The sequence below is a fragment of the Labrenzia sp. THAF35 genome, from assembly GCF_009363595.1.
GTDB classification, from domain to species: Bacteria; Pseudomonadota; Alphaproteobacteria; order Rhizobiales; family Stappiaceae; genus Roseibium; species Roseibium algicola.
In genome coordinates this window covers 3493287-3505065 of sequence record NZ_CP045380.1, presented here as the reverse complement: position 1 = coordinate 3505065, position 11779 = coordinate 3493287, and the positions used below count along the sequence as shown (strand labels likewise).

Sequence of the window (11779 nt, the reverse complement as noted above, 5' to 3'; positions counted from 1 at the left end):
GCCCGGACGGTACTCCGTCCGGGCCTTCACGGGAGACCCGAATGGCATCCTGCCTTTTTCTGAAACCGATCAAGGGCGCCGGCAACGACCTGCCCGATGTTGGCGATTATGTGCCCGACATCGACGTGATCGGCCATTACGACCTCGAAACCGCCGACCTGTCGCGCTATCCCGCACTCTGCCTGCCGGCCCATCTCGACCAGCGCTTTTTCGGCAGCCTCACAGCGAAGATCGAACAGTTTCTGGATGCTGGCGGCACCTTGGTATTCAACGGCCATGTTGCCTGGCCAATGCTGCCCGAATTCCAGCCTTTCGTTCCCCTGAACCGCTTCTCGCTGGAAGACCTGCAAATCCACCGGTTGACCGACCACCCGGTGTTCGAAGGCGTTTCAACCGAGGAATTGACCTATCGACGGGGCGTTGCCGGCTTCTACGCCCGCGGTTTCAACCCGCCGCCGGAAGGTGCTGTTAGCCTCCACGGTGTCGGTCCGGACCGCCTGCCCTGCGACTGGGTCTATGAGCGCCCGTCCGGCGGTCGCATCTTCATGCATGCCGGTAATGATCTTTGGATGTACGTCGGCTCCAGCGACACAACGGCGCGCATTGCCCCGCAGCTCTGCGCCTGGGCCAGCGGAAAAGGACCCCAGCAATGACCACGCTCGCAGTGCTCGACGCCGGCACCTACTACCATCATCGCACCATTTACGAGCCACGCTACCGCGACTTTTTCGACGAGATCATCTACACGCGCGACCTGCCGGAAGCAGATCTGTCCGGCGTCGACACCCTGCTTGTTTCCTGCCGCACCGATCCTTCGGTGCTGCGCCCCCGGCGCGAACAGATCGCCAACTTTCTGGCAAGCGGCAAGACCGTTGTCGCCATGGGCTCCACCGGACATCCGGACTGGTTGCCCAATGTGAACTGGACGGACACACCGACCAATTTCTGGTGGTGGAAGGAAGGCGGCGAGATCGGCCTGAAGTTGGCAACACCAGACCATCCCCTCTTCAACCAACTCTCCCTGGCCGACGTCACCTGGCACTATCATGGTTATTTCCAGGTGCCAGACGGGGCGCAGTCGCTGGTCGATGTCGGAGATCTCGGCTCGATCTTCTACGAGGACACGGTTTCCACCCCCGGCCGCCTGCTGATCACGTCCCTCGACCCGATGTACCATCACGGCAGCCATTTCATGCCGGCGACAACCCGGTTTCTGGACGGGTTCCTACCGTATCTGAAAGGGACTACCGCAGAGCTTGCGAAAACGACATAGGCCTCCTGCGCACAGCCCTTTCCGCTGCATTCCCGATGCGCTTCAAGTGAAGCGGCATTGTCAGAATTCGTCATGATTGTTCAGAATTGGTAGGTGGAACCAGCCAGACGATCCCCGGTATTTTCGAATATGTTGAGCGGCACACGCCTGTGTCGACGAAGTACATCAGGAACATACCGAGGAGTGGCGGCAGAGAAATTGGTTTCCGGCAATACCCAAGTCGCAGCTGGAAAAGACCATTCTCGTCCCCCCCACACGCAGTTTCTGCGCTTAGACCGCCTCTCTTTTCCTGACGCTCTGACGATGGCGCTTGTGTCCCACGCCGCTCTGGCCGGCGACGCACTGCCAACTGGCGGTGCGTTCGCTGCCGGCACGGGCCGTTCGTGGATCTCCCACCTCGTCACATGGTAAGCCCCCAGTCCGCACCACCCTGTCTCGTCATCGGATACGGCCAGCCCTAGTCTGCCAAACCTTCGCGCGCCAGGGCATCGCGGACAGCCTGCCGCCTTGCAACGTCATCGGAATGTCGTTGCAAGGCTGGCCAGTCCGCAATCGAAAGCTTCTGATCGTCAAGCCAACGGCAAACCGTAAACAGATAGGCGTCGGTCAGCGAAAAGGCTGGGCCCGTCAGGTATCTGTGCTGTTGGAGATGTCGCTCAATCACATTCAGCCGCAGCGACAAGTGCGCGCGGCCTGGAGACAGAAATGCTTCCGGCGTCTTCGGGCGAAACAGCGGACTGAAGCTTTTGTGAACCTCGGTTGCAATGTAATTCAGCCATTCCAGGGCTTTCAGGCGCTCCAATGCAGCGTCCGGCAACAGGCAGGCGTCGGGACGGATCATGTCGATATATTGCAGGATCACAGGGACTTCGGTCAGAAGTTGGCCCTCCTCCAGTTCGAGTGCCGGAACGTACCCTTTGGGATTGATCCGGCGAAAGTCGTCCCCTTCTTCAGTCCGTCGTGATTTGTAGTCGACTTTTATCAAACGAAATTGCAGACCGGCCTCACGCAAAGCGATATGCGGTGCCAGCGAGCAGGCTCCCGGCATGAAATAGAGTTTCATTCCGATTGCCCTCCGGACCCCATGTCAGGAATGCCATTCAGCAGGACGAGCGCAAGGTCATAAGCCCGGCCGTTCGCTTCCTCCATCCTGTGTCCCGAGCCATGCAGGTCAGCAGCCAGGAACTGATCGCCGGGTGAAAGCAGCCGTGTGTCTCCATCGCTCGTTTCAATGCGGACCAAGCCACCGAGAACGGTTCCAAGAACAGGTGCAGGCGCGCAATGCCATTCGTCCTTGTAGCCGGGGGGGTGATGCATCATGAGAACGCCGGTTGCATCCATGGTTTCGGTGACACTGTAGCCCTTTGGCGAAGGCGGCGTGAAATCACCTTCCGAAAGCGTCCAGAACTCATCCGAAAAATGGGAGTCGCCGTTTGCGCATGCGCAGATTTTGACGAATTTCATTCTCTTGGTTCCTGTTCGAAGCGTGTTGCGCCCCTTGCAGCCCGGGTTACCGACATGCCGGGCTTGCAACGGCCCCGGCGGCTACATCAAGCGGTTGCGTTTGCAGGGACGGACCGTCCGTTGTCGGCATGAACCTTCCGCGCTCCGTGGCCGTCAGAAGGCACGCCACGCGTCGTTTCAGCGGCGATCCCGGCGGCAATCCTGTTGGCTGCGATCCCGGCGGCATCAAAGTAACCAGTGAAAATCGGCTTGAACCCGGTGAACCAGAGCCCGGGATTTTCCGGATCACGCTCGCCCATCGGGTAGTGCGGCACTCCATTGGTGTCGAGCACGCCGAGATGTCCCAGCAGCGGTTCCAGCCCCGTGCGATAGCCCGTTGCCGCGATGACAACGTCGGGTGCGCAGCTTGAACCATCCGTGAGGATGACGTTGTCCCTCTCGAAGCGGTCAACACCGGGAACCACCCGGAACCGCCCGGCCTTCAAGGCGGCCACAAATCCGTCATCGATCGCAAAGGTGACACCGTCCCGCAGAAGCCGGGTCCCGCCTCCTTCTGGATGGGTGCTCAGCCCGTATCGGCGAAGATTGCCAAGAAAAACCCTCTCGGTCAGCCGAAAGGCCGGATCCAGGACCAAGGCCGGAAGGGCCGCGAAAACCCGGGCCAATCGGTGCAGCGGAAACCCGAAGATGCGCTGTGGTACGACTGCAGGCCCATATCGGACAGACACGATGACCTCTGCCGGGCGGTGCCGCGCGAGATGGTTGAGCGCATCCGTGCCCGAATTCCCGGCACCGACGACCAGAATGCGCTTGCCATCGAAGCGGGACACATCACCGAGGTTCGCCGTGTGCAGCAACTCGCCCGAAAACTGGTCGCGCCCCGGCCAGTCCGGAATGTGCGCAATGTTTTCGCGGCCCGTCGCGATTACCAGATTGTCTGCCTGATAGTCACCGGTCGCGGTGGAGACGTGCCACCCGTCTGGCGTACGGGCGACACTGGTTACCTTGCCACTGTATCGGACATGTTTGTCCAGTCCCGCTACATAGGCTTCAAGAAATTCCACTACGGTGTCACGCTTCAGAAAGACGCCATCGGTCTTTGGCGCCTCTTGGCCGGGCAGGCTGGCAAACTTGCGGTGTATGTTGAGCCGAAGCGCCGGATGCCGCGCCCGCCAGGGTTCAGCAACCCGGTCCCCTGCTTCCAGCACGGTGACCGGCAGGCCACGATCGGAAAGAGAGCGTGCCACGGCAAGACCCGAAAGTCCTGCTCCGATGCCAAGCGTGTTGCTGTGTTGTTGGGACTTCATGATCAGTCCTTTCGGTGTCTTCTTAGCAAATGCTGAGGAAATTCAGGGTCACGCAGATGTGCGTATTGTTCGAGGCCCAAATCCTGCAGGAGATGGTCCGAAAGCCGCGAGAGGTCTCCGAAATTCCGGCGAAAGCGTCGTTGTTCGCGCGCTTCTCTGATCCGTTGCCAAAAGCTCTTCACGCGACTTGAGACAGTCCTGTGCACCCCGTCGACGAACGGCAATATCATCGTCATGTCATGTATCCTTGTCGGTGCCCGGTCAGATCCGGGCTGTGAAATACGCGTTGATGGGATCGTGCGGCAGCCGGTGGGTTTCGACCGATGCGAAGCCGGTTTCGGCAAGGTACTCTTCGGCCGTCTCCACTCCCCACATCGCCCCCAGACCCGGACCACCCTGGCCGATGGAGACGGGTGTGCAGTGCATGCTCGAGATCGTGTACAAGAGCGGCGCGAAGGGATTTGCGATGTTCTTTTCAAGATCGCGCGACCCACCGATATCCTGCATCAGGAAGACGCCGCCCGGCCGCATTGACTGCCGCACGAGCCGCAGAAACGCCTTGGGATCCGCCTGGTCGTGAACCGCATCGAAGGCGGTCACCAGATCGAACCGGCCCAACTCGTTTGCGGCCGACAGATCACGCGCTTCGAAGTGCAGGTTCTCCAGACCCTTGGTTCTGGCTTCAGCGGCCGTCTGTGCGAAAGCGTCCTCGCAAAGATCGAAACCGTGAAAGCGACTGTTTGGATAAACGCTCGCCAGCGCCATCATCGCCAGACCTCGTCCGCAGCCGAAATCGGCCACGTCGATGCCGTCCTCCAACCGTTGGATCAGGCCCGGGACCACCGGCAGGATAGCGCTCACAAGGTTGGCGACGACCAACTGCGCACTGTCCTCGGCCATCACCTCGTGAAAGCGATCAAAATGGTGGTAACAAAGGCCCTCGCCACTGCGGAAACGCTCCAGTAGTTCGTTTTCGATGGACGCCGCGATGCTGATGAACTGGGTCGTGACGGCCATGTTGTCCGGGCTGGCGCTACGGGTCAGAAACGCGGCATGCTCCGGAGGCAACGTGTAGCTGTTCGCCCGCGGGTCATAGTCGACGACACCCGCCGTCACCATCACGCCGAGCCATTCACGCAGGTAGCGTTCGTTGACAACGGCCTTCTGCGAAAGCATCTGCGAATTGAGGCAGGGGTTGGCCCCAAGCGCATCGAACAGTCCTGCGCGGTGCCCGAGAGAGGTCATGATCGCGAGTGCCGCTTCGTTCAGCGTACCGACAAAGCGTTCGGCGAAGGCTTCGGCTTTCGCTTCGTTGAATGCAAGATTTGGGTTCTGGTAGGTCATCCGATGCTCCTGAAGTGGTAATGTGCAGCACGATCTGCCGCTGTCCTGACCATGGAGATGGACCAAATCCGCCAAGCGCGTTAGAAGTGAAAAAGAATGAAACGGTGATAATCAGACTAAAGTTGAGGGGTTTTGTGCAATATGAGCTTGAACACGACCGTTATAGGAACACGCTTGACCGGAACGTCCGTGCTGTTCTCGATCCTTGACGTGCTGGCCTCCGTGGGTCGCGATTGGGAAATGTTGCACGGCTTGCCTGCGCAATCGCCGGTGTTTCAGGTCAGCCTCAGAACCCTCGATGGCGCACCATATTGGGACGTGAACGGGCGCAAGATCACACCTGACGGGATGCTGACCGAAGCGCCGGAACCCGACTTGATTATCGTGTCCGATTTGCACCTCGACCCAAATGGCCACCTGCCGGAAGAGTTTAACCCGGTCGCGGACTGGCTCAGTGAAGCCTACGCACGCGGCGCGATTGTCACCTCCGTCTGCTCTGGCTCAATCCTTCTGGGTGCAGCAGGAGTGTTGGACGGCAAGGAAGCGACGACGCATTGGGGCTATGCGGATATGCTTGGACGAAACTTCCCGAAGGTGAAGGTTTGCCGTGAACGCATTCTCGTCGCGGCAGGGGACGGTCACCAGGTGGTCACCGCCGGTGGTGCCTCGGCGTGGGCTGATCTCATGTTGTATCTGATCGGACGGTTCGCCGGAACAGAAGAAGCCCGCAGGATCGCGAAGATCTATTTGATCGATCCACATGACCAGGGCCAACTGACATACGCATCCCTTGCCTCCGGGCGACAACATGATGACCAGCTGATTGCAGAGGCGCAGGTCTGGGCCGCACGAAATTACCACAGATCAAGTCCCGTAACCGCCATGGCGGTAATGGCCCAAATGACCGAGCGCGGGTTTCTGCGCCGCTTCAGGAAGGCGACCGGACAGGCGCCAGCCGACTATGTGCAGACTTTGCGTGTCGAGGAAGCCAAACAGCTGCTGGAGACGACGGCGATGTCGATCGAAGAAATTTCAGCCGAGATCGGATACACCGAACCCTCGAGTTTCCGATCGGCATTCCGAAAGCGCGTCGGAACCTCGGCGTCTGCTTATCGAAAGAAATGGCAAACGTTGGTTCCGGTTTCATCCTGAGTTTGCTCCCTATCCCTTACGAGCTGGGCCACCAGGTTTGCATCGCCGTCTCTGCTGTTCCAGGCAACTGCCGTTCATGCGCATCGCAGCACGTGGCGAAAATAGGCAAAGCAGTCTTTCGCTGCGAAGAACACCAACGGTCTGTCTGGCCTGGGAACCGGTTGTCAGGCGGCCTGCGGCAGCAGGCAGGCGGAGGGGTTGAACGACAGCTAGCCGTTCGGCCACCAGCTGAAGCTGCGCGACGACACCAGATTCCTGATTGCCATCCGGGCCGCCGTCTTGCTGACCGTCCAGGTTGGCTGCTTTGCCTGACAAATCATCAAATATTGACGTAACGGAAGTTATCGAATAAGTTGTAGATATAAGATTTATATCGTTTTTAAATATGGAGTTCGAGATGACGTGGAATATGCACACGTTTTTTGCAGTACTCTTTACCGCGACGATCGCCTTCACGACCATATCTACGGTTCCGGTTGAAGCCTGCAACCCGAGATATCAGCGCTGTTAGAACAGCTTGTCTGGAGCCTTGTCCGTTTCAAAGGTTCGGCACGTTCAAGGCTTTCTCGAACTGGTGAGGTAAGGCGTGTCGTTCTGGTCGGGAAAGAAAGAGTCGCTCAATCAAAGCCTGGTGGAGATCACCTTCAGAGCGGTGCTCTCCGGCCTTGTGATCGTGTTTTTCGCGCAATTCCTGATCGCCAGGGTCGACAACCAAATCGAAGTCGCGTCGAAACGCGATGCGCTGAACACCTTCAGGAACAGCCATTTATCCAAGCTGACCACGCGGTTTTCAGACGCTTTTCTGACCCTTGATTGTACGCGAAGCGTTAGCACCCTTTCGACGAATTCCTGCAAAAGCGATATCGCGACCTTCCTGACGGAGTTGAATACGATTTTCCTGGAACTCAAGGCAATCTACCCGACTTCCGGGTTCCCGAAATTGGTCGAGCTGCAAGACCAGGCAGAACTGATGTACTCAACACCGTCGCAAGTGACCCAGCAGAACATAGACGGCTTCGCAGCCACCTTTGGAGCATCGCTGCACGAGATGGCGCAGAACTTCAGATAAGAAAGGATGCCTGATCATGAAATGTATGTTTCACAGCTTGCTTTTTATCTGCTCAATTTCTGTCGCATGTGCTCAGGACCCGACCAGCGATATTCCCGAAGGAGCACGCTGGGTCGTTGGCGGCACGTTCGCGCTGTCCAAAATTGGCGACAACGAGCTCAGAGGCAGCAAGAGTTATTCGGGCGCAGAAAAGGAGGCAAACAGACTTGCGACTTTCCTGCCCGGAATGACGATCATGTTCAATCTGGAAAGAAGCACAGTACCGGGACGATCAGAGTACCTTGAGGGTACGACACACTACGGGATCCCCGTAGCGGTTCTGGCCCGCGACATATCGGCAAACGACTTTGGAAACCGCGACACGACAGATGTGGTCACGCATCAATCCTATACGGGATGCCGGGATCTTGCCTGTACCTTGGAGGCTGAAGTCGGCATTGGCTATTCCTTCAAGATTGAAGAAGAAGACGATGAAAGGCTGGTTCTGTACAACCCGCAATCGGAACTGCGGATCATACACACTCTGGACGCTTTCGATCAGAATGAAGCGCGGGGATATTCCACACGCGTCAAGGACCGAGTGCACCCGCGCCTGAAGGTTCACGACGGATATGCTTCAGAGATTTCAACCGGTTGCGGGCTGACACGGCCGGTTCAACCGCTGATCAAGGTACCGAAAGATCAATACGATACTCTGCCTCTGACCTGGGACGTCAACAGCCTGAACTGGTCGTTGAAAGCGCTGGAGCTGTTTGATGTCGGCAAGGTCGAGTTGAACCCGGAAGGCACACACTACGTCGGACGGCTGAATTCCGAGCTCGGTGTCGGTACCGAGTCCGATGATGGTCCCGTGGCGCTTGACTTCACTGTCTTTGCCTATCGCGATTCCGAATGGACAAATCCGGACTTCTACAAATTTGGCGGGTTGGCGCAGACCGTTACCTGCCGCAAACGCAACCCGATCGCCGGTCAACCACTGCCGCGCTACGTCAAGAACGCCTTTCTCTATTTCGACATTCAGGAAGGCGAGCAACCCCAGGACTTTCCGCTGGACCCTGTCCAGTTGCCTGACCAATTCAAGGACAACAAGGAACTACAGGACGAATTGCGAACCTATCTGCCCCGCGCCTTTTTCTACAGCGTGAACAACGCAAGGCAGTACAAAGAGCTGTTTGAATACATCGTGGAGGACACAAACATCGCCTTTCCGTCGGCAGTTGCCAACGTGATCGCGCGGCTGAACGCCACCTGCGGACCTCAGAGCCGTGCCGAATGCGCAGATATCGTGGATCGTGTCGGCGCTTTGAGAAACGACTAGAACATCTTGCCTTTGCTGCGTGCGGGGCAAGGGGACCACAGCTCAGGTCAGGCCAACGTTGTGCCGGGGCGGCAATATCGGCTTTCACCACGTTCAAAGTTGCCAGTTCCGGGCCCCTTCCAGTCAATCGGCTCGCTTTTCTCGTCATACCCTTGCCGCCCCTGTACCCTACCCTCCATCCTCTAGACGGGATGATCCGGTAACGCCCACCACGGGAGGCGGTCGTGATTCAGCTTGCTTCGGTTTTTGCAAAACCCCTTTTGGGGAAACTTGGTGTCAGTGATGAGGCCAGGGAGCGGTTTGTGGCGTTACAGAAGGCCGTGACGGGGGAAACGGGCACGGCCTGGATTCCGCTGTCCCGACCTTCCGCAACACTGGATTTTTCCACGCACCGGCAGATGGCGTCCGACATCCACAACACCGGTGAAATCGGCCCGGAAAAGGAACCGGTCACCTGGAAGGAGTTCGTCTGGACGTCGGACCAGACAATCAAGGACTGTGTCCTGCACAAGATCTCCTGGCGGTTCTACGAGAACGGCCTGATTTGCCTGGAGGTTTGTGGCAGCAAGGATGCGGTCGGGCTGGATGGCAGTGACCTGATCGGCCACCGGCTGGAGCTGCGCGACGACACCGGTTTTCTGATCGGCATCTGGGCCGCTGCCTTCCTGATCGTCAAGGACACCGAGCGGCGCAGTTTCCAGACGTCGACCGAGGATGACCACAAGCTGTTGAAACTGCATTTCGGCAAGCTGGCCGAACAGCAGACCGGCATCGCTTTCCGCATCTGATACCGCCAGAAACTCGACCGGTCTGTCCCGCCAAACGCTTCCTCAGGCTGGGATCAGCGTTTCGGCGATGGCCCTTGCGGTTCTGGAGGCGGCCGGCATGCCGCGCACCTGTGCGGTGGCGATGGCGCCTTCCTTCAAAACGGCAAGCTGTTCGGCAAGGGCTGCCGGATCTTCAGCGCCGGCCTGACGACACAGGGGCTCAAGGTAATCGACGATCCGCTGTTTGTGCTCGGCCGCCGTGCGGTGGATCGGGTGCTGATGGTCGCCGAATTCGCTCGCCGCGTTGATGAAGGCGCAGCCGTTGAAGCCGAGCCCCTTGAAGGCACGGCCGTTGAACCAGTCCTCCAGCGCGTCGAACATTGCCAGAAGCCGCTCTCGCGGCCGCGGCGAGGCTTTTTCCATTTCGCCCATCAGCCAGTTGCGGAACTGCTCGTCCCGGCGGTTGAGCGCGGCCAGAATAAGCTCCTCCTTCGAGCGGAAGTGCTTGTAGAGCGTCATCTTGGCCACCCCCGCCTCGGCGAGGATCTTGTCTATTCCGGTCGCATTGAACCCGCGGGTGTAGAACAGCCTGAGCGCTGTATCCACGAGCTCGTCTCGGCGTGATTGCACCATCATCTCCATATACAGACAGGTTTGTCTACTTTACTATCCTGTTTGCCCCCTTCTCGTCCATCCTCACACGAGGTTATCACGGCTTATTGACATATAGACAGACCTGTCTGTATAAATTTCCTCAACGTCACGTTTTCGATCAGGGAGGCGGTAGTCATGTCCGGAAGTCAGATCGCGGTTCACATTCTTGCAGACACCAGCATTTGTTCCGGGAAACGGTCTCACTGGAACTACGTGGCTCTTGCCAGCTGGTCTGTATCCGGTGCGTGCTCTGAACTGGCGCAAGGCCAAGCCCCTGTCCTGGCGCACCGTGCAGCAAGAGGGGTCTGACGATGGCGAGTGTCATTGCCGCCTTTGCGCACACCATGGCCGCTACCGCAGGACTGACCATGACCAGCGACGGCAAGCTGGTCGCAGCAGATGGAACCGTGCGCCATGAGGTGCGCACCGAGGACGGCCGCATACCGGACACAGCCCACTTCGAGCTGCTCGACTGGATACGCAGCTGGTATCCGGATGAAACAGGTCTGGTATTTGCCTATGCGCAGAATATCAAACCGGATGATCTCGGCGTTCTGGGTCTTGCCATCAAAACCGCGCCCACTCTTCGCACCACACTGCAATTGATCGAGCGCTACTTCCGGCTGGTGACCGACACCGCGGTATATTGCCTGGAGGAAGACGGGCCACTTGCCGTCTTCTCCATTGCAGGGCAGACCTCCCCTCAACCGATCCTGCATCTTCGCAACGAATGCGCCCTTGCAGGTTTTGCTCATAATCTGGCGTCTCAAGTCGGTCCGCGCCTGAAAATTGAGGCCATCACCTTTCGCCATCCCTGCCGGGGCGATGCAGAGCGCTACGCGGCGTTTTTCGGCTGTCCGGTCCGCTTCGGTGAAGCGCAAGACGCAATTATAATGACCCAGCCGATGCTGGACCTGCCGAACCGGCTTGGAGATCAAGGCGTCTGCACTTTCCTGACCGATCATCTGGAGACGGAAATCGACGCCCTGCCTGCCGGCAGCGCGTTGACGCGCGATCTTCTGAACCGCCTGACGAAAACACTCAGCAGCGGCGTACCTTCCGCGGCAGCCGTCGCGCGTGATCTCGGCATGAGCGAGCGCACCCTCTATCGCCGCCTGGCGGAGGAAGGGCTGACCTACCGCGACATGCTGCGCGAGGCACAGACGAAGCTGGCCCGGGAGCTGCTGGCAGGCAGCAGCTGTTCCATTGCCGAAATTGCCTTCCTCACAGGCTTTTCCGAACAGAGCACCTTCACCCGTGCGTTCAAGCGCTGGGTCGGCCAGCCACCGGCGCAATTCCGGCAACACAGCGCAACCGTCTGAGAACACCCCCGCCCGACGCACTGGCTTGCGGCAACGATCGCGGCCAGATCTGGCAAAACCCGAAACATTCTCAAATCCCGGAAGAGCCCGGCCAAACATGGCCGGGCTC

13 protein-coding genes are annotated in these 11779 nt (G+C 58.6%); 7 read left to right on the top strand and 6 right to left on the bottom strand.

Features of this window, described 5'->3' with window-relative positions; all coding sequences use genetic code 11:
- The first annotated feature begins 41 nt into the window (after positions 1–41).
- Together FIU93_RS16020 and FIU93_RS16015 are read left to right on the top strand one after the other, a co-directional pair.
- The gene (locus FIU93_RS16020) at positions 42–653 is read left to right on the top strand and encodes a hypothetical protein (RefSeq protein ID WP_075283771.1); all 612 of its coding nucleotides are present in this window, start codon (positions 42–44) and stop codon (positions 651–653) included.
- Positions 650–1273, top strand: a complete 624-nt coding sequence (locus FIU93_RS16015; protein ID WP_152506139.1) for a hypothetical protein — start codon at positions 650–652, stop codon at positions 1271–1273. Before FIU93_RS16020 ends, FIU93_RS16015 begins: the two co-directional genes overlap by 4 nt.
- A 457-nt stretch (positions 1274–1730) precedes the next feature.
- On the opposite strand, the gene gstA is transcribed toward FIU93_RS16015, so the two are convergent.
- The 4 genes from gstA to FIU93_RS15995 all read right to left on the bottom strand — a co-directional run bounded on the left by gstA (position 1731) and on the right by FIU93_RS15995 (position 5388).
- Positions 1731–2336 (bottom strand): glutathione transferase GstA, encoded by a 606-nt coding sequence (gene gstA / locus FIU93_RS16010; RefSeq protein ID WP_152506138.1) that lies wholly within the window; start codon positions 2334–2336, stop codon positions 1731–1733.
- Complete coding sequence (locus FIU93_RS16005; RefSeq protein WP_152506137.1) at positions 2333–2737, bottom strand: hypothetical protein; 405 nt, start codon at positions 2735–2737, stop codon at positions 2333–2335. Before FIU93_RS16005 ends, gstA begins: the two co-directional genes overlap by 4 nt.
- 86 nt (positions 2738–2823) lie before the next feature.
- Positions 2824–4044 (bottom strand): NAD(P)/FAD-dependent oxidoreductase, encoded by a 1221-nt coding sequence (locus FIU93_RS16000; protein WP_152506136.1) that lies wholly within the window; start codon positions 4042–4044, stop codon positions 2824–2826.
- Positions 4045–4305: 261 nt separating this feature from the next.
- Complete coding sequence (locus tag FIU93_RS15995) at positions 4306–5388, bottom strand: methyltransferase domain-containing protein (RefSeq protein ID WP_152506135.1); 1083 nt, start codon at positions 5386–5388, stop codon at positions 4306–4308.
- Positions 5389–5562: 174 nt separating this feature from the next.
- On the opposite strand from FIU93_RS15995, the gene FIU93_RS15990 reads away from it, so the two are divergent.
- Positions 5563–6540 (top strand): helix-turn-helix domain-containing protein, encoded by a 978-nt coding sequence (locus tag FIU93_RS15990; protein ID WP_209010141.1) that lies wholly within the window; start codon positions 5563–5565, stop codon positions 6538–6540.
- Positions 6541–6549: 9 nt separating this feature from the next.
- On the opposite strand, the gene FIU93_RS15985 is transcribed toward FIU93_RS15990, so the two are convergent.
- Positions 6550–6996: a hypothetical protein gene (locus tag FIU93_RS15985; protein ID WP_152506133.1), complete on the bottom strand. Its 447-nt coding sequence runs from the start codon at positions 6994–6996 to the stop codon at positions 6550–6552.
- Positions 6997–7126: 130 nt separating this feature from the next.
- Here FIU93_RS15985 and FIU93_RS15980 point away from each other — a divergent pair, with 130 nt between their 5' ends.
- The 3 genes from FIU93_RS15980 (at position 7127) to FIU93_RS15970 (ending at position 9715) form a co-directional block, all read left to right on the top strand.
- On the top strand, positions 7127–7609 hold the full coding sequence (locus tag FIU93_RS15980; RefSeq protein ID WP_152506132.1) for a hypothetical protein: 483 nt from the start codon (positions 7127–7129) through the stop codon (positions 7607–7609).
- Between the two features lie 16 nt (positions 7610–7625).
- Positions 7626–8927: a hypothetical protein gene (locus tag FIU93_RS15975; protein WP_152506131.1), complete on the top strand. Its 1302-nt coding sequence runs from the start codon at positions 7626–7628 to the stop codon at positions 8925–8927.
- Positions 8928–9229: 302 nt separating this feature from the next.
- Positions 9230–9715: a hypothetical protein gene (locus tag FIU93_RS15970; RefSeq protein WP_208984206.1), complete on the top strand. Its 486-nt coding sequence runs from the start codon at positions 9230–9232 to the stop codon at positions 9713–9715.
- Between the two features lie 42 nt (positions 9716–9757).
- Here the strand turns inward: FIU93_RS15970 and FIU93_RS15965 are convergent, their stop codons facing one another.
- Complete coding sequence (locus FIU93_RS15965; RefSeq protein WP_209010140.1) at positions 9758–10300, bottom strand: TetR family transcriptional regulator; 543 nt, start codon at positions 10298–10300, stop codon at positions 9758–9760.
- A gap of 359 nt (positions 10301–10659) precedes the next feature.
- On the opposite strand from FIU93_RS15965, the gene FIU93_RS15960 reads away from it, so the two are divergent.
- A complete protein-coding gene (locus FIU93_RS15960) occupies positions 10660–11670 on the top strand; it encodes an AraC family transcriptional regulator (RefSeq protein WP_152506129.1) in 1011 nt (336 codons plus the stop codon).
- Positions 11671–11779 lie beyond the last annotated feature (109 nt).